Source organism: Brevundimonas sp. FV2ps16 (assembly GCF_058681075.1).
Genome location: NZ_CM178728.1, coordinates 759874 through 782931 on the forward strand (window position 1 = coordinate 759874; position 23058 = coordinate 782931).

The window sequence follows — 23058 nt, forward strand, 5'->3', positions numbered from 1 at the left end:
GACTGCGGATCAGCGGCGCGGCTTGATCGACAGCTGGAAGGCGATCATGCCCTCGTCCACATCGGTGTCCAGGCCGTTCATGCCGCGCAAGCCCTTGCCGGCGTCGATCTCGCGATACACCAGCCCGACAGAGGTCTGGACGTCGCCCCGGCGATAGGCCACGCCGACCGAGGCGTCGCCGAGGAAGGCGCCGCGATCCTGGGTGTAGCCGGAGCGGGCGTAGTCGCCGTCGCGGGTGCGGGCGAAATTATAGCCCACCGCCCGGCCGGAACCGGCGGCGTACAGATACCACCGGGGGCGTTCGCCGAACCGGGCGCTGCCGTCGGGTGCCAGACGATCCAGGCCTTCACCGATCTTCAGTGTGGCGCCGGCCTCGGCCGAACCCCCGTCGCTGCCCAGGCCGAAACCGGCGTGGGGCGTCAGGCTGACTTCCAGGCCCGATGCGGTGTGGCCGACGGCGCCGCGGAAGCCGCGCACATAGCGCAGGTCATAGGCTTCCGCGTCCAGCTCGGCCCGGTCGATCGGGGTGACCGGCAGGGGCGAACCGTCGGCGCGACGCAGGCGCCCTGCGGTTTCCAGGGTGACCCTGTCGGAGAAGGCGTTGCGGTCGATCCAGATGTCGTTGCGGCTGCTGGCGGCCAGACCTTGCGTCTCTACAGGTCGCAAGGTCGAGGCGATCTCGATCTCTGATCCGAAGCGGGCGTCGGGCATGACCCGAAAACCGCCCTGTTCATTGAGATGAGCAGTCAGCGACTGGGGTGTTTCGGGGGCTTGGTCGAAAGCGCCGGGGACCGAGGCCTGGGCGCGTGCGTTAGCGACGCCGGCTGTCGCCAGGACGATCCCTACTCCAACGCTCCACACCGCAACACGCATTCGGTCTCCCCACCGTCCGCTGTTATCCAGCTTGCACCAGGCGCGCCGAGACTCCAACAGACATTTTCACGACACTCTTTGGTCCCTTTTGAACGACGCCGCCGCGCGGGGGTTCCAGTCGTGAAAAAGGGCCCCGCCTGCGCGGAGCCCTTTCAGATCTGACGTCCCTCGGCCTACTGGCAGGCGAGGCACTCGTCGTAGTCGGTCTTGGGCATGGAGAAGAGGTCGGGCTGGTTCGGATCGATGACCGCCTCCACCTTGTCCTCGGCGCCGGCGAAGGCGGCGCGCTGCACCGACTTGGAGCGCAGATAATACAGCGACTTCACGCCCCGCTCCCAGGCGGACCAGTGCAGCATGTGCAGGTCCCATTTGTTGACGTCGCCGGGGATGAACAGGTTCAGCGATTGCGCCTGACAGATTTCCGGCGCGCGGTCGGCGGCCAGTTCCACCACCCAGCGCTGGTCCAGTTCGAAGGCGGTCTTGTAGATGCCCTTCTCGTCCTCGTTCAGGGCGTCCAGATGCTGGACCGAGCCCTCGTGCTCGAGGATCGAGTTCCAGACCGCCTCGGTGTTGATCCCCTTCTCGTCAAGCAGACGCTCCAGATAAGGGTTCTTGACCGCGAACGAGCCCGACAGGGTCTTGTGGGTGTAGATATTGGCCGGGATCGGCTCGATGCCGGCCGAGGTGCCGCCGCAGATGATCGAGATCGAGGCGGTCGGGGCGATGGCCAGCTTGTGGCTGAACCGCTCCATCACGCCGCGCTCCTCGGCGTCGAGGCAGGGGCCCTTTTCTTCGGCCAGGACGCGGCTGGCCTTGTCGGCCTCGCGGCGCAGGTGCTTGAACAGGCGCATGTTCCACGACTTGGCCATGGCGCTTTCGAAGGCGACGCCTTGGCCCTGCAGGAAGGAGTGGAAGCCCATCAGGCCCAGGCCGACCGAACGCTCGCGCTTGGCCGAATAGACGGCGGCCTTCATTTCCGGCGGCGCGCGGCGGATGAAGTCCTCCAGCACATTGTCCAGGAAGCGCATGATGTCTTCGATGAACTTGGGCTCTTCGCGCCATTCCAGGAAGGTCTCGGCGTTGACCGACGACAGGCAGCAGACGGCGGTCCGGTCCACGCCCAGGTGGTCGCGGCCGGTGTGCAGCATGATTTCGGCGCACAGGTTCGACTGTTTGACCTTCAGGCCCAGGTCGCGCTGGTGCGGCGCCATCTGGCGGTTCACCGTGTCGGAGAAGATCATATAGGGCTCGCCGGTCTGCATCCGGATGTCGAGCAGCTTGGTCCACAGCGAGCGGGCGTCGACCGTCTTGATGACAGCGCCGTCCTTGGGCGACTTCAGGTCGAATGTGGCGCCGGCCTTCACCGCCTCCATGAATTCGTCGGTGACGTTGACGCCGTGGTGCAGGTTCAGGGACTTGCGATTGAAGTCGCCCGAGGGTTTGCGGATCTCGAGGAACTCCTCGATCTCGGGGTGATGGATGTCCAGATAGACGGCGGCCGAGCCGCGGCGCAGCGAGCCCTGGCTGATCGCCAGGGTGAGCGAGTCCATCACGCGGATGAAGGGGATGATGCCCGAGGTCTTGCCGGCGCCCTTGACCTTCTCGCCGATGGAGCGGACGCCGCCCCAGTAGGTGCCGATGCCGCCGCCGTTCGAGGCCAGGGCCACATTCTCGTTCCAGACGCTCTGGATGCCGTCCAGGCTGTCGCCGACCGCGTTGAGGAAGCAGGAGATCGGCAGGCCGCGATCCGCGCCGCCGTTCGACAGGACAGGGGTCGCCGGCATGAACCACAGGCGGCTCATATAGTCGTACAGGCGCTGGGCGTGCTCGGCGTCGTCCGAGAAGGCGGTCGAGACGCGGGCGAACATGTCCTGGTAGCTCTCGCCCGCCAGCAGGTAGCGGTCTTCCAGCGTCTTCTTGCCGAAGTCGGTCAGCAGGGCGTCGCGCGAACGATCCACCTGGACCGATTTCACGACAGTCAGATGCGGCTTCTCAGGGGTCGTATTCGTCACAACACCTTGGAATTCCGTCGTCTTCAAAGCCTCGCCGCCAGCCATGGTCATCTGCGTCCTGAACAATAAACAGCCTAGAGCCACCTGCGCTGTAACCACATCATCTAGTGGCTTCAGCGCTCCCCGAGCCCACATATAGGGCGCACATGCCTAATAACCCGTCAACGTCTTGACGCTCGCTTTGTCGGCGAATCGGTCGGACAAGTCGTCCACGCCTGGGGAAAATCCAGCGAGCAAGCCAGCAAACCCCTGATCGGCCTTCGCAGTTGCGGTATCACGAACGCGTGATCGGAACACAAGCCGAGCTTGGCCGTTTCGACGCCCCATGGCTGTTTCAGATTTCCGTCCCTTTTTGATACGCGCCCTGACGGTCGCGCGCACCGAGATCGCGGCTTTGACGGCCCTGTTCGTCGCTGCGCTCGGCGTCATGACCTTTATCGAGATCGCCGACGACATGACCGAGGCCGACGGTCAGGCGTTCGATCAGCAGGTTCTTGCCCTATTGCGCCCCTACGCCGACGACCCCGGCCGTCCCTGGGGGCCATGGTGGCTGAAGGAGGCGGCGGCCGACATCACCTCCCTGGGCGGCATATCGGTGCTGGGGCTGTTCGCCCTGATCGTCATCGTCTTCCTGCTGAGCCAGAGGAAATGGCTGTCTTCCCTTTTGCTGGCCCTGGGCCTAGTCGGCGGCGTGGTGTTGAGCGAGGGACTGAAGGCGGTGTTCGAACGCGAGCGCCCGCCCCAGGCCCTGCAGGCGGTCGAGACGATCAACGCCAGCTTCCCCTCCGGCCACGCCCTGCTGGCGACGGTCTTCTATCTCAGCGTCGCGGTCATGCTGACGCGGGCCTTTCCGCGCCAGAGGTTCAAGATCTTCGTCCTGGGCGTCGGCATGGTCATGGCTCTGCTGGTCGGGCTGACCCGCATCTATCTGGGCGCCCACTGGGCGACGGACGTCTTCGCCGGCTGGGCGGTGGGCTCGGCCTGGGCCATGGTGCTTTGGCTGGTCGCCTATGGGGTCGCACGCGGGCAGAAGCGTCATCAGGCGCCCCTGCAGGACGAGCCGTCGCCGATCGAGCCCGAAACGTCTGAGCCGCCAACCATGGCCGTTCCGACCAAAGTCTAGACCCGTCATCGCGTTGGACGCAGGGTAGTCTGCCCTACGACGCCGCCTCGATCTGAACAGAGCGGCGCGCAGACGGGAGAGACGCCATGGACCACGCCGCCCTCTATGCCGAACGGCTGAAGACCCCGGACCAGGCCGCCGCCCTGATCCGGTCGGGCGCCAAGGTCGCCATGGGCCTGGGCGTGTCCCAGCCCCCGGCCCTGCTGAAGGCCCTGGCCGACCGGGCCGAGCGGGGCGAGGTCGAGGATGTGAACCTCTATTATCTGCTCTCCACCGCCATCGCCGGCGACACGGTGCTGCGCTACGAGCTGATGGACCGGATCCGCCCGTGGAGCCTGTTCCACAGCGCCGTCGAGCGCCGGCTGGAGCAGCGCGCCTTCGAGGAGGGGCGGCCCAATCCGGTCCAGTTCATCCCGACCGGCTTCCAGCAATCGCCCCGGCTGCTGTGCGACGAGGTCGGGGTGGATGCGCTGGTCTGCACCGTATCGCCGATGGACGACGACGGCTTCTTCTCGTTCGGGACCAACACGGACTACGCCAAGCCGGTGTCGGAGACGGCCCGGACCATCGTGGTCGAGGTCAATCCGCACATGCCGCGCGTGTTCGGCGACTGCACCGTCCATGTCTCCAGGGTGTCCGGCGTCGTCGAGCACGCCGCCCCCCTGCTGGTCACGCCCAGGGCCGAGCCCCAGCCGGCCGACCTGGCCATCGGCCGGATCATCGCCGGTCTGGTCGAGGACGGGGCGACGCTGCAGATGGGAATCGGCGCCCTGCCCAACGCCGTCTGCGACGCCCTGAAGGACCACCGCGACCTGGGCGTCCACACCGAAATGCTGACGCCGGGCCTGGTCGAGCTGATGCAGGCCGGGGTGGCCAACCACGCCCGCAAGACCCTGCACCCCGGCGTCGGGGTCTTCGCCTTCTCGATGGGCGACCAGAACACCTATGACTTCCTGGACGGCAATCGCGGCCTGGAGGCTCGTCCGGTCTCCTATGTCAACGATCCGGCCGTGATCGCGCGCAACGCCAAGATGGTCTCGGTCAACGCCACGCTTCAGATCGACCTGAGCGGCGCCTGCTGTTCCGAGTTCCTGAACGGACGCCAGTTCACCGCCTCGGGCGGACAGCTGGACTTCGTACGCGGCGCCTATGGGTCCGACGGCGGCAAGTCGATCATCGCCTGTCATGCGACGGCGGCCAAGGGGACCTGTTCGCGCATCGTCGCCCGGCTGGACGGCCCGGTCACCACGCCTCGAAACGACGTCCACATCATCGTCACCGAACACGGCTGGACCAACCTGAAAGGCAAGTCGACCCGCGAAAGGGCCCGCGCCCTGATCGCCCTGGCCGCGCCGGAGTTCCGCGACGACCTGACGGCGGAGGCCGGGCGGCAGGGGCTGATCTGAACCCCAGCCCTTCTGCCCCCAAGCTTGCGAGTCGTTATCGACTTTTCATTTCCGACGTCGCGGCCTAAACCCCGCATCGTCATCGGGGAGTAGCCGCCCGCAGCGAACAGCGGGGCTCGCATCAACATGCTTCCTCTCCCGGAGAGGATGGTGCGGGAACGGTCCGAGGCCCTTTTGGGGTCCGGGATCACGGCAAGACCGGCGGCTTTCGCAGGGATGTCCACGCGGGGCCCGGCTGCGAACGCCACAGGTCCGTCCGCCGAGGCTCCCGCGCACACAGGTTCCTTTTTGGAAGCCTTTCTGATCTCGACCGGCCTGGTCTCCATCGCGGAGATCGGGGACAAGACCATGTTGCTGTCCATCGTCATGGCGGCGACCTGGCGACGGCCGACCCCCATAATCCTGGGCATTCTGGCCGCCACCCTGCTGAACCACGCCTTCGCGGCCCTGGCCGGCACGGTTCTCGCCCATTTCATCACCGGCGAATGGATGCGCTGGATCGTCGGCGTCGCCTTCCTGGGCTTCGCCGCCTGGGCCCTAATCCCCGACACGCTGGACGAACAGAAGGGCGAGGTTCAGCGAGGCTTCTGGGCCATCTTCTGGACCACCGCCTCGGCCTTCTTCCTGATCGAGATGGGCGACAAGACCCAGGTCGCCACCGCCATGCTGGCCGCCCGGTTCGAGAACCTGCCCCTGGTCGTGGCCGGATCGACCCTGGGCATGATGCTGATCAACGGTCCCGCCGTCCTGCTGGGCGAGACGGCTGCGAAGACCCTGCCGCTGAAATGGATCCGTCTTGCCGCCGCTGTGGGCTTCGCCGCCACCGGTCTGTGGATCCTGTTCGCATCTTAGGAAGCCCCGCCCGAGGCTCGCAATCTGTCCGGCCTCGCCTTACCAAGAGGCCATGCGCCGTCACATCCGTCCCTTGCTTCCGCTCCTCGCGCTCGCCCTGCTGAGCCTGCCGTCCGGCGCCGACGCCGCGTCACGCGCCTATGCCGTGGACGGCGACTGCGGCGGGCGGCCCGCGACCACGGTGCGGATGGCGCCGGGCTATTGCCTGGGTCTGGTCTGGCAGGGCGCGGGGACTGACGGCCCTCGCATGCCGCGCGGCCTGCTGCCCCTGTCCGACGGCGACTGGCTGGTCACCGACCTGGGCGGCTGGGAGCCGGGACGCGGCGCGGTCTGGCGGTTGTCGTTCGATGCCGAGGGAGCCGCCCGTTGGCGCCGATTGGCCCAGGGGCTTTCCATGCCGCACACGGTGGCGCGGGGACCGGACGGACGGATCTATGTGTCCGAGATGAACCGCATCCTGACCCTGGACCCCGAGGCGGCCGATCCGGCGGCGACGGTGCGGACCGTAATCGGCGACCTGCCGGACAACCGGCTGCACGACAATCGCCATCCCCTGTCCAGTTTCGTCTTCGACGGCGACGGCGCTCTGCTGGTCAATGTGGGGGCGCCCAGCGACCGTTGCCTGGACGTTCGGGGTCGGCCGCGCACCGACGGCTCAGGCGGATGCGCCGACAGCGCCGAAACGGCCCAGGTGCGTCGCCACGCCTATCTGGGCGACGGCCGGTGGGCCGAGGACAGCACGGTCTTCGCCTCGGGCCTGCGCAACTCCATCGCCCTGGTGCGGCATCGGTCGGGGACGATCCTGCAAGGCGAGAACTCGGTCGATCTGACCACGCCCGACCATCCCTTTGACGAGATCAATGTCCTGCGTCAGGGCGGCCATTACGGCTGGCCCTATTGCGTGGACCTGACCACGCCCCTGCCTGGTTGGAGCGCAGGCCAGGCGCGGTGCGGCCAGAGGGACAAGCCCGTCGCCCTGCTGCCGCCGCACGCCGCGCCGCTGGACCTGATCTATTACGAGGGGGCGATGTTCCCCGAACTGCGCGGCCGGCTGTTGATGAGCTGGCACGGTTTTCGTCGCGCGGCCGGACGGATCGTGGCGGCCGAGACGGACGCGCAAGGCCGGCCCCTGACCGACATCGGCGGACGCTACGCCATCTATCCGCGCGGCTCCTTGAGCTATCCGGCCGGCGCGCCCAGCGTGCGCGGCAAGGTGCTGACGCCGGGCTGGGACAGGGTGGCGGGTCGCCAGCCGCGCGGATCGCCCGTGGTCCTGGCGGTCGCCGCCGACGGGTCGATCTGGGTCACGGACGACCGCAGCCGGGCGATCCTCAGGATCGCGCGGGCAGAGATCGCCGACTAGGTCGGAACGGCGCCCCTAGGTCCGAAGCGTCAAAGCCAGATGCTGCAACAGCATGATGGTCTTGGCGTCGCGGATGCGGCCGTCGGCGATCATGGCCAGGGCTTCGTCCAGCGTGGGCTCCAGCACCTCGATGTCCTCGCCCTCGTCCGGATGGCCGCCGCCGTCGCCGATCCGCATCGACGGATCGTACTCGGCGACGAAGAAGTGCAGGATTTCGGTGACGGAGCCGGGGCTCATGAAGGCCTCGAACACCTTGCGCACTGCGCCGAGGCGATAGCCCAGCTCCTCCTCGACCTCGGCGCGGATCCGCACCTCGGGCTCGGCGTCGTCCAGCAGGCCGGCCGCCGCCTCGATCAGCAGGTCGTCATAGCCGTTCAGATAGGCCGGCAGCCGGAACTGCCGCACCAGCAGCACGGTTCGCGCCGCCGGATTAAAGGGCAGCAGCACCGCCCCATTGCCCCGGTCGTAATGTTCGCGGTTCTGGGTCTGCCAGGTCCCGTCGCGCCGTTTCCAGTCGAAACGGGTGGTCTTCAGCACATACCAGTTGTCCGAGAGAAGCCGGGTCTCGTGGATCCTGACGCGGTCCTTGACGGTCATCGGCTTCCCTCGGGAGTCTATCGCTAGGCCTTGCGCGCGTCGCGCTTGGCCAGGACGCGCAGGCGCAGCGCATTCAGCTTGATGAAGCCGGCCGCGTCCTTGTGGTCATAGGCCTGGACGCCTTCCTCGAAGGTCACCAGATCCTGGTCGTACAGGCTGTTGGGGCTCTCGCGGCCGATGACCGAGACATTGCCCTTGTACAGCTTGACCTTGACCACGCCCGAGACGTTTTCCTGGCTCTTGTCGATGGCGGCCTGAAGCATCTCGCGCTCGGGCGAGAACCAGAAGCCGTTGTAGATCAGCTCGGCGTATTTCGGCATCAGCTGGTCCTTCAGGTGCATGGAGCCGCCGTCCAGGGTGATGCTTTCGATGCCGCGGTGGGCCGCGATCAGGATGGTCCCGCCGGGGGTCTCATAGACGCCGCGCGACTTCATGCCGACGAAGCGGTTCTCGACCAGGTCCAGACGGCCGATGCCGTTGTCGTGACCATACTGGTTCAGGGCGGTCAGGATCGTGGCCGGGCTCATGGCCTCGCCGTTGATCGAGACGGCGTCCCCCTTCTCGAAACCGATCTCGATGACGGTCGCCACGTCCGGCGCGTCCTCGGGCGAGATGGTGCGCTGGTGGACGAACTCGGGGGCCTCGACCGCCGGGTCTTCCAGCACCTTGCCCTCGGAGGAGGAGTGCAGAAGGTTGGCGTCGACGCTGAAGGGCGCCTCGCCGCGCTTGTCCTTGGCGATCGGGATCTGGTTCATCTCGGCGAAGTCCAGCAGGGCCTCGCGGCTGCGGAACTCCCATTCGCGCCAGGGGGCGATGACGCGGATATCGGGCTCCAGGGCGTAATAGCCCAGTTCAAAGCGGACCTGGTCGTTGCCCTTGCCGGTCGCGCCGTGACAGACGGCGTCGGCGCCGACCTGACGGGCGATCTCGATCTGGCGCTTGGAGATCAGCGGGCGGGCGATGGAGGTGCCCAGCAGATAGTCGCCCTCGTACTGTGCGTTGGCGCGGAACATCGGGAAGACGAAGTCGCGCACGAACTCTTCGCGCAGGTCGTCGATGAAGATGTTCTCGGGCTTGATGCCCAGCTTCAGCGCCTTCTCGCGCGCCGGGCCCAACTCTTCGCCCTGGCCCAGGTCGGCGGTGAAGGTCACGACCTCGGCGTTATATTCGGTCTGCAGCCATTTCAGGATGATCGAGGTGTCCAGTCCGCCCGAATAGGCGAGGACGACTTTCTTCACGGGCTTGTCGGCGGGGGCGGACATGGCGGCTCTTTCGGTAAACTCAGCAGCAGGGATCGGGGAGTTGACGCGCGCATAAGACCGGGGGTCCGGTGATGCAACCTTTTCCGGGGCTCGGGCGCGCGAACATGAAGCTTTGTTCATGTTCAACGGGTCGCGTTGCCAGCGCACAGACCGTCGTTATGGTCCGGTCCAACTGTAATCCAAGGATGTCATTCCATGCGTCGCACAGGTTCTCTCGTCGCTGCGGCCGCCCTTCTGGCGGTCACCACTCCGGTCTGGGCCTCGGCGCCCGCGGCGCCGGCTCAGGCCGCCGCGCCCGCGATCCAGGCCGCGCCGGTCTCCGAACTGGTCGCCGAAGTCGATATTCCCTACACCAAGTTCACCCTCGACAACGGCCTGACCGTCCTGGTCCACGAGGATCACAAGGCCCCGGTCGTGGCCGTGTCCGTCTGGTACAATGTCGGCTCCAAGGACGAACCGGCCGGCAAGACCGGCTTCGCCCACCTGTTCGAACACCTGATGTTCGGCGGGTCCGAGAATGCGCCGGGCAGCTATTTCACCCCGATGCGCAACATGGGCGCGACGGACATGAACGGGACCACCTGGTTCGACCGCACCAACTATTTCGAGACCGTCCCGACCCCGGCGCTGGAACAGGCCCTGTTCATGGAAAGCGACCGCATGGGCTACATGCTGGGCGCCATCACCCAGGAGACGCTGGATCTGCAGCGCGGCGTCGTCCAGAACGAGAAGCGCCAGGGCGACAACCAGCCCTACGGCCTGAACGAGTACAAGCAGCTCGAGGCCCTGTTCCCCGAGGGCCACCCCTATCGCCACTCGACCATCGGTTCGATGGCGGACCTGGACGCGGCGTCTATGCAGACGGTGCGCGACTGGTTCACTTCCAACTATGGTCCCAACAACTCCGTCCTGGTTCTGGCCGGCGACATCACGCCCGCCAAGGCGCGTGAATTGACCCAGAAATATTTCGGCCCCATCCCGCGCGGTCCGGTCAACACCCCGGCCCAGGCCGCCGTCCCGACCCTGGCCGCCCCGATCGCCGAGACCACCCAGGACCGCGTTTCCAACGCCCGGGTCCAGATCAGCTGGGCCGTGCCCGGCATGCTGGATGCGGACGCCGTGCCCCTCAGCGTCGGCGCTTCCGTCCTCGGCGGCCTGGCCAGTTCGCGCCTCGACAACGCCCTGGTGCGCGGTGAGCAGAGCGCCGTCTCGGTCAGCGCCTCCAACGGCGCCTTCCACCGCGTCGGCATGTTCGAGATCACCGTCGACGTGAAACCGGGCCAGGATCCGGCCGCCGTCGAGGCCCGCACTCGTGAAATCCTGAACGGCCTGATCGCCGACGGCCCGACCGCGGCCGAGGTGGAACGGGTCAAGACCCAGTATGTCTCGCGCACCGTCCAGGGGCTGGAACAGGTCGGCGGCTTCGGCGGCAAGGCCGTGGCCCTGGCCGAAGGCCAGCTCTACGCCGGCGATCCGGAACACTACAAGAAAGAGCTCCAGGCCTATGCGGCGGTGACCCCGGCCCAGGTCCAGACGGCCATGCAGAAGTGGCTGACCCGTCCGGCCTATACGCTGACGACCCTGCCGGGCGAGCGCGAAGCCTATGAGGAGGCGGCCAAGGCGCCGTCGGGGGCCAACCACACCCCCGCCCCGCCGATCGAGCGCGTGGCCCGCATGCCCAAGCCCGAGATCGCCGCTGTCGCCAACGTCGACTTCCCGGCGGTCCAGCGCACCCGGCTGTCGAACGGCGTCGAAGTGGTCTACGCCCAGCGTGACGCCGTGCCCGCGACCAAGATCGCCATCGACTTCGACGCCGGCCTGGCGGCGGACGACGCGTCGAAACTGGGTCTGCAAAGCCTGATGCTGGACCTGATGGACGAGGGTACGCGCACCCTGAACGCGACCCAGCTGGCCGAGGCCCAGGAAACCCTGGGCGCCAGCATCTCGACCGGCGCGTCGATGGACCGTTCGGTGGTCCAACTGTCCGCCGTGACGCCGAACCTGCAGTCGTCGGTGGCCCTGCTGGCCGATGTGGTCAAGAACCCGGCCTTCGCCGCCTCGGAGCTGGAGCGTCTGCGCGCCACCCGCCTGTCGCGCATCGCCGCCGAACGGACCCAGCCGGCCGCCCTGGCCAGCCGCGCCCTGCCGGAACTGATCTACGGCGCGTCCAGCCCCTATGGCCGGCCCTTCAGCGGCAACGGCGATGAAGCCAGCGTCAAGTCGATCACCGAAGCCGACATCCGGGCCGACTACGCCGAGTGGATCCGGCCCGACAACGCCAAGATCTTCGTGGTCTCGGACAAGCCCCTGTCGGACATCACCCCGGTTCTGGAGGCCGAGTTCGGCCGCTGGACCGCCCCGGCCGTCGCCAAGGGGGTGAAGGACTTCTCCGGCTCGATCCCCGCCACCACGTCCAGGATCGTTCTGATCGACCGTCCGCAGTCGCCCCAGTCCTACATCCTGGGCGGCGAGGTTCTGGCGGCTCAGGGCACGGACGACCTGCTGGTGTTCAACGCCGCGAACAATGTGCTGGGCAACGACTTCCTGTCGCGCATCAACACCGACCTTCGTGAAACCAAGGGCTGGTCCTATGGGGTCAACGCCTCGGCTGCGGGCTTCGCCGGACGCGTCCCCTATCTGGTCACCGCCCCGGTCCAGGCCGACCAGACCGGCCCGGCCATCGCCGCGCTGAACGCCCAGTTCAATGACTTCCTGAAGGGCGGCAAGGGCGTGACTCCCACTGAGCTGGAACGCACCGTCAACGGCAACACCCGTCGCCTGGCCGGCAGCTACGAGACCTCGGGCGCGGTTCTGGGCGCCATGCGGACCAACGACATGCTGGGCCGTCCGGACGACTATGCCGAGACGGTGGCGGCGCGCACCAACGCCCTGACGGCGGCGCAGATGGACGCGGCGGTCAGAACCGCCCTCGACCCCTCGCGCTTCGTCTGGGTCGTCGTCGGCGACGCCTCGGTGGTCAAGCCGCAACTCGACGCCCTGGGCCTGCCGGTCGAGGTCCGCTCGGCGGCGCCGGCCGCCAAGTAGGGCGGGCCACAGGCTGAAACAAAGAAGGCCCGGAGAGCGATCTCCGGGCCTTTTCTCATTCTCTCGCTATCCCATCGCCGTCATCCTCGGGCTTGACCCGAGGATCGGGTGCGGGCCGGGCTCTGCGTCGCCTCAGGCGCAATGCGGCGGACAATCCGGCCCTCGGGTCAAGCCCGAGGCTGACGATGCCTCTGTAAGATCAATCGATCGTCGCGCCGGTCGTGCGCATGATCTCGGCGCGCAGTTCGGGCAGGCCCAGCCCCTTCTCGGACGAGGTCAGGGCCACCACCGGGAAGGCGGCGGGGCGTTTGGAGATGGCCTTAAGCGTCGCTTCCTGCACCGCCTCGCCTTCGCCCTTCTTCAGCTTGTCGGCCTTGGTCAGGACGATCTGATAGCTGACGGCGGCCAGATCCAGCGCGTCCAGCGCCTCCTTGTCCACGCTCTTCAGCCCATGACGGCTGTCGATCAGCAGATAGACCCGTTTCAGGGTCACCCGGCCGCGCAGATAGTCGCGGCCCAGGTCCTGGAACTTCTTGACCGTGGTCTTGGACGCCTTGGCCCAGCCGTAGCCGGGCAGGTCGACCAGGCGCATCCGCCCGTCCAGGTCGAAGAAGTTGACCTCGCGCGTCCGGCCCGGTTCGTTCGACGCGCGGGCCAGCTTGTGCATCCCGACCAGGCCGTTGATCAGGCTGGACTTGCCGACGTTCGACCGACCGGCGAAGGCGATCTCGGGCAAGTCGGGATCGGGCAGTTGCTCGATCTTGGCGGCGCCCATGATGAAGGTCGCCGGCCGCGCGAACAGGATCCGCGCGGCCTCGATGTCCTCAGGGGTGAACTCGGTTTCGTCGATCACGCGGCCTTCGTCTTCCGGATACGGGCGATGAAGTCGTCGATCGGGTTCTCCGCCTTGTAGCGGTGCATGATGTAATACTGCTGCAGGATGGTCAGGACGTTGGACCAGGCCCAGTAGACCAGCAGGCCCGCCGCGAACGGGGCCATGATGAAGGTGAAGACCAGCGGCATGAACTGGAAGATCTGGCGCTGGACAGGATCAGCCGCCGGCGGGTTCATCGCCGTCTGCAGCCACATGGTCAGGCCATAGGCCACCGCCAGCAGACCGATGCCCAGCGGCCCGACCAGCAGCCCGCCCAACAGGGGCAGGGTCGCCGGATCCCACGGGATCAGGCCGAACAGGTTCCACACCACTGACGGATCGCGCGCCGACAGGTCGTTGATGAAGCCCAGGAAGGGCTGGTGACGCATTTCGATGGTGACGGTCAGCACCTTGTACAGGGCGTAGAAGACCGGGATCTGCAGCAGAAGCGGAAGACAGCCGGCGACCGGATTGATCTTCTCCTTCTGGTACAGGGCCATCGTCTCCTGCTGCTGCTTCTGCGGATCGTCTTTGAACTTCTTCTTGATCTCCTCCATCTTGGGCTGGAGGTTCCGCATCTTGGACATGCTGGCGTAGGCGTTGTTGGCCAGCGGGAACATGATCAGTTTGACGATGACGGTCAGGGCCAGAATGGCGACGCCGAAGCTGCCGACCAGGCCATAGACGTTCTCCAGGATCCAGAAGATCGGACGCGTCAGGAACCAGAACATGCCCCAGTCGATCGCATAGACGAAGCGCGGCAGACCCAGGTTCTCCTCATAGGTCTTCAGCACCTCGGCGCGCTTGACCCCGGCGAACAGGCGCTGGGTCTCGGTGGCGGTTCCGCCGGGCTGGATGGTGCGGGTCGCGCCCAGGATATTGGCTTCCAGCTGCTGACCGCCGTTGACGTCGCGGACGCGGAATTCGGTTTCGACCGCCTCGTCCTGCTGCGGCAGCAGGGCCGCCAGCCAGTATTTGTCGGTGATGCCCAGCCAGCCGCCGGTCGAGGCGTTCTCGATCCGCGGCTCCTTCAGCCAGTCCGAGTATTTTTTCTGCTCGGTGCGATAGGCGCCGGGCTGGCCGAAGGCGCCGATGGCGCCCTCGTGGACGATGTGGTTGGAGCCGGCCAACGGCGGCACGCCCTGGCGCTGGACGCTGCCGTAGGGGGCGATGGTGATGGCCTGGGTTCCCAGGTTCTGGACCGTATCCTGAACCGAGAAGACATAGCGGTCATCGACCGACACCAGGCGGGTGAACCGCAGGCCCTGGCCATTGTCCCAGGTCAGGGTGATCGGGCTGGTCGGGGTCAGGGTCGAGCCGGCGGTCAGACGCCAGACGGTGTTCGGTCCCGGCACGCCGCCGACCACATTGGGGCCGGTCCAGCCGAACTGGGCGAAATAGGCGTTCTCCATCCCCTGCGGGCGGAACAGCTCGACCGGCTCGGGCTTGTCCTGCGTCTCCTTGTAATCTGTAAGGAACAGGTCATCGATCCGCCCGCCCTGCAGCGACAGCGAGCCCTTCAGCGTGCCCGACTGGATCGGCACGCGCGCGGCGGTGCTCAGCGCCTGGCCACGATCGGTGACGAAGGTCGGCCCCTGCGGGCTCAAGGCCGTGCGGGCGGCGTTATCGGCTGTCTCCGACTGTTCGGCCTGGGCCTGCTGCTGCACGGCGCGGCGCTCGGCCTGCGGGCGCAGCACGGTGAACCAGTAAATTCCCAGGATCAGGGCCGAGCACACGATGAAGATGATCGTGTTGCGCGAGTTCTCGTTTTTCATGGATTCGGGCGGTCCTGGCCGGATGGGGCGCGGGCGGGCGAAGGCCGGTCGGCCTTCGGTGTCGCCAGCCTTGTAAGCGTCGATTTCACGTCGTCAAGCAGACGGTCCCACGCGCGCTCGGTCGTGCCCATGCGGGCGATGAAGACATAGTCGCTGCCGGGGACGCCGTGGAGGGGCAACATGGCCCGCGCAGCCTCGCGCAGACGGCGTTTGGCGCGGTTTCTGACCACCGCCCCGCCGATCTTGCGGGTGGCGGTGAAGCCCAGCCCGATGTGCGGCGAACCGTCGCCGCGCTCCAGCCTCTGGATCACCACGCCGCCGCGCGCTTCGGAAACGCCTTTGGCGGCCGCCAGGAACTGGGGCCGCCGCAACAGACGTTTGATCTGTAAAGGGTCGCTCATGCGTCCTTGGCTCCGGACGCGAGAGCCGCTTACGCCGTCAGGCGCTTGCGGCCCTTGGCGCGACGGCGCGCAACAATCTTCTGGCCGTTCTTGGTGGCCATCCGGCTGCGGAAGCCGTGACGGCGCTTGCGCACGAGTCGCGACGGCTGATAGGTCCGCTTCACGGTCGGCTCCTGACGTTAAAAGGTTGGGCGACGGGGCAAGAGGCGTCCGTCGCAGGAAGGGCGGGCGTATAAGTCGCATGTCCGCGTGAGTCAACGCTCGGACGGCATTTCGGGAATGAAGAGCGTATGGCGAAACGAACGGCGAAGGAATGGGGCCTGCGACTGCTGCCGCTGGCGGTCATCGCCGGCCTGGTGGTCGCCTTCTTCGCACTAGGCTGGAACCGCTATCTGTCGATGGATCTTATCCGCGAGCACGGGTTAAACTTCCAGGCCTACGCCCAGGCCCACTGGTGGACCGCCCTGGCCGTCTTCGTCGCCGTCTATGCCCTCGCCACCGCCTCCACCATCCCAGGGCCCGTCTTCCTGACCCTGCTGGGCGGGATGATGTTCGGTCCCTATGTCGGCGCCCTGGCCCAGGCCAGCGGCGCCACCCTCGGCTCGGTCGTCATCTATTCCGTCTATCGCACCTCGATCGGCACCTGGCTGCGCGCCAAGTTCGAGGCGGACGCCGGCTTCATGGATCGGGTGGCCAAGGGGATCGACCGCAACGCCTTCACCACCCTGTTCACCCTGCGCGTCATCCCCAGCGTGCCCTTCGTCCTGGTCAACGCCACCGCGGGCATGATGGCGGTGCCGCTGCGGCCCTATGTGGTCGCGACCTTCATCGGCCTTCTGCCGTCCACCTTCATCTACACTTGGATCGGGTCGCAACTGGCCGACCTGCTGCGGGCGGGCGTGCGGCCGGACCTGCCGATGCTGTTGAAACAGTTCTTCTGGCCCTTGATGGGGGTGGTCTTCCTGTCGCTGTTGCTGCCCATCGGCATCAAGCTGGTTCAGATGATCCGCGCCCGACGCGCGGAGGCCGCCCCGGCATGAGCGCGCTGTTCGACAAGGCGGCGGCGGCGCTGAAACTGTCGCCCGAGGCGGCGGAGACCTGGCGCGAGCGTTTGCGGCCCCGCGCGCCCGACGGCCTGTCGGCGCGGCTGCTGCTGCTGACCGTGGCCTTCACCCTGGCGGTCGAGGCCCTGATCATGGGCCCGAACCTGGCCGCCTTCCACGAACGCTGGCTGCGCGACCGGCTCCAGGCGGCGGAACTGGCCTCCGTCGGGGTCGAGGCCCTGCCCTATAGCGCCGTCGAGGACGACACGGCGGCCGAGCTGATGCGGATCGGCGGGGTCCAGGCCGTGGCCCTGACGGAACAGGGCGTGCGCCGGCTTCTGCTCCAGGCGCCCAATCTGCCCCGCGCGCCCGAACTGATCGACCTGCGCCAGCAGAACAGCTGGGCGCGGCTGACCGACCCCTGGCGCACCCTGTTCGGCCATCCCGACCGGTCGCTGCGGGTCCAGGCCAAGCCGCGCTATCGCTCGGGCGACTTCATCGAGATCGTCACCCCGGCCCAGCCGCTGAAGCTGGAACTGAAGGCCTTCCTGCTGAACAGCCTGCTGGTGTCCCTTCTGGTGTCCCTGACGGCCGGCGCCCTGCTCTACGGCGGTCTGGCCCTGCTGGTGCTGCGGCCCCTGCGGCGCGTCACCCGGTCGATGGAGCGGTTCGCCGCCGATCCCGAGAGCGAGGCCGAGGCGCCGTCGGACCGGCATGACGAAATCGGCCGGGTCGAGCGCGAACTGTCGCGGATGCAGGAGGAGGTCCGTCAGTCCCTGCGTTCGCGCGCCCGGCTGGTCGCCCTGGGCGAGGCGGTGGCCAAGATCAACCACGACCTGCGCAACATGCTGACCTCGGCCCAGATGGCCTCCGAGCGGCTGGCGACCTCGGCCGACCCGCAGGTGGCCAAGGCCCTGCCGCGGCTGGAGCGGGCGCTGAGCCGGGCCGCCAGCCTGTCGCGCAATGTGCTGGAGTATGGCCGCAGCGAGGAGCCGGCGCCCCAGAAGACCCGCGTGGTCCTGACCAAGGCCCTGACCCTGGCGGCCGAGGATGCGGGTCTGGAGCCGGAGGGGGTGCGGCTGGTCAAGCAGTTGCCGGCCCGGTTCGCGGTCGAGGCCGATCCGGATCAGCTGTATCGCATCCTGGTCAATCTGATGAGGAACGCGCGGCAAGCCATCGAGGCCGACGCCGGGCGCCCGGCCGCGCGGCGCGGCAAGGGGGCGATCACGGTCAGCGCCTTTGGCGAAGACCGGCTGTGCGTCATCCGCATCGCCGACGACGGGCCGGGCATTCCGCCGCGCCTGGCCGAGCGGCTGTTCGAACCCTTCGTCAGTTCCAAGAGCTCGGACGGATCGGGCCTGGGCCTGACCATATCGCGTGAGCTGGCGGCCCTGCACGGCGGCGACCTGAGGCTGGTCGAGTCGGACGGCGCAGGCGCAGCCTTCGAACTGCGCCTGCCCGCATAGAGCCTGATCCGCCCAGTTGGATCAGGCCGCCTTCAGCGTCGCCATATCGATGACGTAGCGATAACGGGCCTGGCCGTTTTCGATCTTCACATAGGCGTCGTTGATGTCGGCGATGTCGATCATCTCGACCTCCGGCGCGATCCCGTTCGCCGCGCAGAAATCCAGTACGTCCTGGGTTTCCTCCAGATTGCCGATCAGGGAGCCGCCGACCGTCTGGCGTTTGAAGGCCAGTTTGGCGTTATCGACCCCATCGACGATGTCGAGGTTGCCCACCACGATAAAGGCCGCGTCGCGCTTCATCAGGTCGAGCAGGGCGCCGATCTCGTGCTTATCGGGCACGGTGGACAGGATGAAGTCGAACGTCCCGGCCAGCGGCGCCAGGGCCGCCTTGTCCGTCTCCACATAGGCGGCGTCGGAGCCCAGGCGTTTGGCGTCGTCGATCTTCTCGGGCGTCGAGGTCAGCACGGTCACTTCCGCGCCCAGCGCCTTGGCCAGTTTGGCCGCCATATGGCCCAGGCCGCCGAAGCCCAGCACCGCCACCTTGTCGCCGGCCTTCACGCCCCAGTGCTTCAGCGGCGACCAGGTGGTCACGCCCGCGCACAGGATGGGCGCGGCCGACTTGGGGTCCAGACCTTCGGGGATGCGCAGAACGAAGTCCTCGGGCACGACCACGACGTCGGAATAGCCGCCGAAGGTGTTGTCGCGGCCGTACATGTTCCCGCCGTCCTCGGTCTCGGTCGCCGGGGTCATGGGGCCGTTATAGGTCGCGAGCCAGCCGTTCGGCCCCTCGCAATAGTTCTGATCGCCCTCGCCGCAGGCCTCGCACTGGCGGCAGCTGTCGATCATGCAACCCACGCCGACCAGGTCGCCTTCCTTGAAGCGCGAGGTCTCGGCGCCCGCCTGTTTCACTCGACCGACGATCTCGTGGCCCGGCACGCACGGATAGACCGTATTGGCCCATTCGTTCTTCACCTGGTGGATGTCGGAGTGGCAGACGCCGGCGTACAGGACCTCGATCACCAGCTCGTTGGGCTTGGGATCGTCTCGCTCGAAGGTCATGGGTTCGAGTTTGGACAGGGCGGTCTTTGCGCCATAGCCAGTTGATTGGAACATGGAAATCTCCGGGAACGCGGGGGGGGGGTGTTGCCGCAATCCCCGGGCCTCGAACCCGTTCCAGCGTCGCCTTATTCGAGCCCGTCGTCGGAGACGACGAAGGCGCGGTTCGCCGCCTTGGCCTGGGCGGCCAGTTCGTCCTGGACCAGATGCCAGCGACGCAGCCGCTCATAGTTGATGGCGTGTTCGGGCGAGGCGTCCAGCCAGTGGCGGAAATCCTCGATCTGCAGCTTGGCGTTGGGCGCGGCCGGATCGGGCAGGGCCGGGACGTTGGGCAACTGGCGCGCCACTTCGGCGGGGATGGGGAAGTCTCCGGACGAGGTGCTGAGGATCATGGCTTGGGCTCGGTGGCGGGGGTGGCGTCAGAGAGGACCTCGACCATGACCCGAAGCCACGCCGGGCGCCACCTTTTCGTCACGAGGACGTTGTTGCGGCGGGCCTTCTTAAAGGCCAAGCTGGGTCCGAACCCTGGAGATGTCCATGATCATCCGCGCGTCCCTGATCTGCGCCCTGCTGGCGGCGGCGCCGGTTCAGGCGGGCCCTCAGGAGGCCCCGGACCCCTATCGCGACCAGCGGGCCCTGCCCGACCCCAATGACCCGGCGGCGCGCGAGGCGATGGAGCGGGCGCGGGGCGAGGCCTATCACCGGGCCGACGACTCCAAGCAGACCGAGGAAGAGCTGCGGCTGACCCGGGCCCTGAACGCCGAGATCGCGGCCCAGAACGCCCTGGCCGACCGGGCCGATGAGGCGGCCCGGCTGGAGTATGATGCGGCCCTGGCCCGGCATCAGATCGAGGTCCGCCGGATCGAGGACCAGGCCCGGGCGGCGGCCGAGGCGACCCGTGCGGCCCAGGACCAGTACGACCGCGACTATGCGGCCTGGCGCGAGCAGGTGCGGCTGTGCCAGTCGGGCTTCCGCGAGGCCTGCACGGCCCGACCCGCCTGGGTCAGGCCGCAGCCCTAGCCGGGATCAGCCCGCGACCAGACTCATGTCGCGGCGGGCCATCATGCGGTCGAACTCGGTCCAGACGCCGTCGGCGCCGTGCCAGTTCCCCTGGGTCGCGGCCTTCGAATATTCGGTGGCGCGGGCCTCGAAGAAGTTGGCGTGTTCGACGCCCGACAGCAGGGACTGCAGCCAGGGCAGCGGGTTTTCCGTCACCCCATAGACTTCCGGCAGCTTCAGCTGGCGCAGGCGCCAGTCGGCGATGAAGCGGATATACTGCTTGATGTCCTCGGGGGTCATGCCCTGGACCGAGCCCATTTCGAAGGCCAGGTCGATGAACTTGTCCTCCATGCTCACCACCGTCTTGCAGCAGTCGACGATGTCGTCGGCCACGGTCTTGGTGACGGCCCCCGTCTCCTTGTTGAAGGCGTGGTACAGCTTGATGATGCCCTCGCAGTGCAGGCTTTCGTCGCGCACCGACCAGGACACGATCTGGCCCATGCCCTTCATCTTGTTCTGGCGCGGGAAGTTCATCAGCATCGCGAACGAGGCGAACAGCTGAACCCCTTCCGAGAAACCGCCGAACATGGCCAGGGTCCGGCAGATGTCGGCGTCGGAATCGACGCCGAACTGGCCCATATAGTCGTGCTTGTCCCGCATGGCCTCGTATTCCATGAAGGCGCCGAACTCGCTCTCGGGCATGCCGATGGTCTCGAGCAGCAGGGCGTAGGCCGCGATATGGATGGTCTCCATATTGCCGAAGGCGGCCAGCATCATCTTGACCTCGGTCGGTTTGAACACCCGGCCGTAGCGTTCCATGTAGTTGTCCTGAACCTCGATGTCCGCCTGGGTGAAGAAGCGGAAGATCTGGGTCAGCAGATTGCGTTCGTTATCGTTCAGGGTCGAGGCCCAGTCCTTGACGTCCTCGCCCAGCGGCACCTCTTCCGGCATCCAGTGGACCTGCTGCTGCTTCTTCCACATGTCGAACGCCCACGGATAGCGGAACGGCTTGTAGGCGGCGGACGGGGTCAGAAGACCGGCGCGGTCGGGGCGGATGATCGGGGTGATGGCGTTCATCGAACTGGACCTGAGAAAGCGATTCCGGAGAGGGGTTCACCATGCGACTCCGCACGCCCGGCGCCAAGTCGGAAATCACCTATTTGGTGATCACAAATTGTCCTACCCGCTACATCTTGTGGTTTGGATTGAGGAAACTGGGGACGGGCCTGGGGATGGTCCGCCGCCGGCACGGACCCGACTGGCGCAAAAACGGGGTGACAGGGCGCCAAAGGCGCCAAAAGCGCCAGGCCGGTCACCGGGCGTCCGCCGGGGACGGGGCGCGGCCCGCCCCTGCTCCAGCCTGAGCCGCCTCTTCCTCCGCCTCGATCGCAGCCCTGATCCGGTCCGAGGCGGTCAGCCCGGCGAGGTCGTTCAGGAAGGCGGCGCGGATATGATCGGCCTCGCGGAAGGGCTGGGACTCGTCGTCCAGCCCGGCCCCGGTGCGCTGGGCCAGCTGGACCAGCCGCATCCAGGCGACCGCCTCGGCCGGACGACGCAGGGCCGCCGCCTCGCACGCCTGTTTGAAGGCGTAGCGACGCAGTTCCACCGGAGCGGGATCGACCAGCAGGTCGAACAGGTCGTTTTCGTTGGCCGTAACCATAGCCGCCAGTTCAGGCCGCGCCTGCAAGGCCGCGTGGCGATCCTGGCCGTCGCGGGTCCAGGCCGGCATGTCGGTCATCGGCCCGATGTCGCGGTCGCATCGTCGCCAGCCCTCCGCCGCCGCGCGGCGGCGCAGACCGCGCACGGAGATGCGGTAGCGTTCGGCGACCAGGGCGGCAGGCTGGCCCGATTGATAGTCGCGGCGGACATGGACCCAGAGGTCAGTTTCGGTGTTCTGTGCATCGATCATGGGCCGATTTTAGGCTCGGTTTCGAACGCGGATATTCAAAGGGCGATTTTTCGGTCAAGCCTTTGAAATCCATGACGCCAGACCGTCAGCAATAAAACTATGCCCGACATTCAGGAGAGATCGGATGAGTTTCACCGTCTATGGCGCCGCCGGGTCTGGATCGGTTCCGGTCGAGGCGGCCCTGACCCTGCTGGGTCTGGACTACACCGTGGTCGAGGCGCCGACCTGGGAGGGGGAGGCCGAGCGGGACAAGGTGGCGCCGGTCAATCCGATGCGGCAGTTGCCGGTCCTGGTCACGCCCGAGGGCGAGATCCTGACCGAGAGCGCCGCCATACTGATCTGGCTGGCGGACCGTCATCATCCCGCCCGCCGGGCCGGGGCGGGGCTGGCGCCCGGGCCGGACGACGCCCGGCGCGGGCAGTTCCTGCGCTGGATGAGCTTCGTGCCGGCCGCCATCTATTCGATGTACTGGGTGCGGGACGTGCCGTCGCGGCTGGCGGGCGACGATCCGGAGGATCAGGCGCGCATCCTGCAACGCACCGAGGACCGGATCGCGGAATGCTGGGGGATGATGGACCGCCAGATCGAGCCGGGGCGGTTCCTGCTGGGCGAGAGTCTGACGGTGCTGGACCTCTATGTGGCCGTGGCCAGCCGGTGGACGCCGAGACGCGCGCGCTTCTATGCGGTCGCGCCGAAGATGGCGGAGGTGGTGAGGCGGGTGGATGAGTTGCCGGAGCTCAGGGGGTTCTGGGCGGAACGGTTTCCGTTTGAGGCGGGGTGATTGGGGGTCGCGCGCTCGCTCGCCTCCTCTTTCGGGCATAGGGGCGCGTCAGCGAACGCTAGGCGGATGTGGTCCTGCATCTGAAGCGGACCCGGTCATCACCACCGTCGGAGTCGCAACCAGACCCTCTCCCGCTCGCGGGAGAGGTGGCCCGGCGTCCGCGCAGCGGACCAGGGTCGGAGAGGGAAGTGTCTCTCAACAAGAAGACTTCCCCCATCGTC

The 23058-nt window shown here is 67.2% G+C and carries 21 protein-coding genes and 1 riboswitch; of the genes, 9 read left to right on the plus strand and 12 right to left on the minus strand.

Annotation, left to right across the window (positions count from 1 at the left end; all coding sequences use genetic code 11):
- Positions 1-9: 9 nt before the first annotated feature.
- Together ACW170_RS03585 and ACW170_RS03590 are read right to left on the minus strand one after the other, a co-directional pair.
- Positions 10-873, minus strand: coding sequence for a lipid A-modifier LpxR family protein (locus ACW170_RS03585; RefSeq protein ID WP_492088320.1), 864 nt, complete (start codon positions 871-873; stop codon positions 10-12).
- A gap of 173 nt (positions 874-1046) precedes the next feature.
- Positions 1047-2936, minus strand: a complete 1890-nt coding sequence (locus ACW170_RS03590; protein ID WP_492088321.1) for a ribonucleoside-diphosphate reductase subunit alpha — start codon at positions 2934-2936, stop codon at positions 1047-1049.
- A gap of 274 nt (positions 2937-3210) precedes the next feature.
- Between ACW170_RS03590 and ACW170_RS03595 the strand changes: the two genes are divergently transcribed.
- The 4 genes from ACW170_RS03595 (at position 3211) to ACW170_RS03610 (ending at position 7629) form a co-directional block, all read left to right on the plus strand.
- Positions 3211-4008 (plus strand): phosphatase PAP2 family protein, encoded by a 798-nt coding sequence (locus ACW170_RS03595; protein WP_492088322.1) that lies wholly within the window; start codon positions 3211-3213, stop codon positions 4006-4008.
- A gap of 86 nt (positions 4009-4094) precedes the next feature.
- Complete coding sequence (locus ACW170_RS03600) at positions 4095-5414, plus strand: acetyl-CoA hydrolase/transferase family protein (protein WP_492088323.1); 1320 nt, start codon at positions 4095-4097, stop codon at positions 5412-5414.
- Between the two features lie 72 nt (positions 5415-5486).
- A riboswitch (yybP-ykoY riboswitch) is annotated at positions 5487-5623 on the plus strand.
- 79 nt (positions 5624-5702) lie between these two features.
- Complete coding sequence (locus tag ACW170_RS03605; protein ID WP_492088324.1) at positions 5703-6266, plus strand: TMEM165/GDT1 family protein; 564 nt, start codon at positions 5703-5705, stop codon at positions 6264-6266.
- Positions 6267-6318: 52 nt separating this feature from the next.
- On the plus strand, positions 6319-7629 hold the full coding sequence (locus ACW170_RS03610) for a PQQ-dependent sugar dehydrogenase (protein WP_492088325.1): 1311 nt from the start codon (positions 6319-6321) through the stop codon (positions 7627-7629).
- 15 nt (positions 7630-7644) lie between these two features.
- Here the strand turns inward: ACW170_RS03610 and ACW170_RS03615 are convergent, their stop codons facing one another.
- The gene (locus ACW170_RS03615; RefSeq protein WP_492088326.1) at positions 7645-8226 is read right to left on the minus strand and encodes a GDP-mannose pyrophosphatase; all 582 of its coding nucleotides are present in this window, start codon (positions 8224-8226) and stop codon (positions 7645-7647) included.
- Between the two features lie 23 nt (positions 8227-8249).
- Positions 8250-9488, minus strand: coding sequence for an argininosuccinate synthase (locus ACW170_RS03620; RefSeq protein ID WP_492088327.1), 1239 nt, complete (start codon positions 9486-9488; stop codon positions 8250-8252).
- Between the two features lie 195 nt (positions 9489-9683).
- Here ACW170_RS03620 and ACW170_RS03625 point away from each other — a divergent pair, with 195 nt between their 5' ends.
- Entirely contained in the window at positions 9684-12533 is a 2850-nt protein-coding gene (locus ACW170_RS03625) for a M16 family metallopeptidase (protein WP_492088328.1), read from the plus strand.
- A 199-nt stretch (positions 12534-12732) separates the two neighbouring features.
- Here ACW170_RS03625 and yihA read toward each other — a convergent pair whose 3' ends face one another.
- From yihA to rpmH, 4 genes are read right to left on the minus strand one after another with little or no spacing between them, the layout of a single operon-like run.
- The gene (gene yihA, locus ACW170_RS03630) at positions 12733-13386 is read right to left on the minus strand and encodes a ribosome biogenesis GTP-binding protein YihA/YsxC (RefSeq protein WP_267514841.1); all 654 of its coding nucleotides are present in this window, start codon (positions 13384-13386) and stop codon (positions 12733-12735) included.
- A complete protein-coding gene (yidC, locus tag ACW170_RS03635; protein ID WP_492088329.1) occupies positions 13383-15182 on the minus strand; it encodes a membrane protein insertase YidC in 1800 nt (599 codons plus the stop codon). Before yidC ends, yihA begins: the two co-directional genes overlap by 4 nt.
- The gene (gene rnpA, locus ACW170_RS03640; RefSeq protein WP_492088330.1) at positions 15179-15583 is read right to left on the minus strand and encodes a ribonuclease P protein component; all 405 of its coding nucleotides are present in this window, start codon (positions 15581-15583) and stop codon (positions 15179-15181) included. The genes yidC and rnpA overlap by 4 nt, the downstream gene beginning before the upstream one ends.
- Before the next feature lie 29 nt (positions 15584-15612).
- A complete protein-coding gene (gene rpmH / locus ACW170_RS03645) occupies positions 15613-15747 on the minus strand; it encodes a 50S ribosomal protein L34 (RefSeq protein ID WP_003164000.1) in 135 nt (44 codons plus the stop codon).
- 126 nt (positions 15748-15873) lie between these two features.
- Here rpmH and ACW170_RS03650 point away from each other — a divergent pair, with 126 nt between their 5' ends.
- Together ACW170_RS03650 and ACW170_RS03655 are read left to right on the plus strand one after the other, a co-directional pair.
- Positions 15874-16623 carry a TVP38/TMEM64 family protein gene (locus ACW170_RS03650; protein WP_492088331.1) on the plus strand — a complete coding sequence of 250 codons (750 nt, stop codon included), beginning with the start codon at positions 15874-15876 and terminating at the stop codon, positions 16621-16623.
- The gene (locus tag ACW170_RS03655; RefSeq protein ID WP_492088332.1) at positions 16620-18092 is read left to right on the plus strand and encodes a sensor histidine kinase; all 1473 of its coding nucleotides are present in this window, start codon (positions 16620-16622) and stop codon (positions 18090-18092) included. Before ACW170_RS03650 ends, ACW170_RS03655 begins: the two co-directional genes overlap by 4 nt.
- A gap of 21 nt (positions 18093-18113) precedes the next feature.
- On the opposite strand, the gene ACW170_RS03660 is transcribed toward ACW170_RS03655, so the two are convergent.
- Together ACW170_RS03660 and ACW170_RS03665 are read right to left on the minus strand one after the other, a co-directional pair.
- Positions 18114-19205, minus strand: a complete 1092-nt coding sequence (locus ACW170_RS03660) for an NAD(P)-dependent alcohol dehydrogenase (protein ID WP_492088333.1) — start codon at positions 19203-19205, stop codon at positions 18114-18116.
- Positions 19206-19276: 71 nt separating this feature from the next.
- Positions 19277-19540 carry a hypothetical protein gene (locus tag ACW170_RS03665; protein WP_492088334.1) on the minus strand — a complete coding sequence of 88 codons (264 nt, stop codon included), beginning with the start codon at positions 19538-19540 and terminating at the stop codon, positions 19277-19279.
- A 145-nt stretch (positions 19541-19685) separates the two neighbouring features.
- Between ACW170_RS03665 and ACW170_RS03670 the strand changes: the two genes are divergently transcribed.
- Positions 19686-20168: a hypothetical protein gene (locus ACW170_RS03670; RefSeq protein ID WP_492088335.1), complete on the plus strand. Its 483-nt coding sequence runs from the start codon at positions 19686-19688 to the stop codon at positions 20166-20168.
- Positions 20169-20174: 6 nt separating this feature from the next.
- Here the strand turns inward: ACW170_RS03670 and ACW170_RS03675 are convergent, their stop codons facing one another.
- A complete protein-coding gene (locus ACW170_RS03675; protein WP_492088336.1) occupies positions 20175-21224 on the minus strand; it encodes a ribonucleotide-diphosphate reductase subunit beta in 1050 nt (349 codons plus the stop codon).
- A 235-nt stretch (positions 21225-21459) separates the two neighbouring features.
- Positions 21460-22056, minus strand: coding sequence for a hypothetical protein (locus tag ACW170_RS03680; protein ID WP_492088337.1), 597 nt, complete (start codon positions 22054-22056; stop codon positions 21460-21462).
- A 124-nt stretch (positions 22057-22180) separates the two neighbouring features.
- Between ACW170_RS03680 and ACW170_RS03685 the strand changes: the two genes are divergently transcribed.
- Positions 22181-22837: a glutathione S-transferase family protein gene (locus ACW170_RS03685; protein WP_492088338.1), complete on the plus strand. Its 657-nt coding sequence runs from the start codon at positions 22181-22183 to the stop codon at positions 22835-22837.
- Positions 22838-23058: the final 221 nt, after the last annotated feature.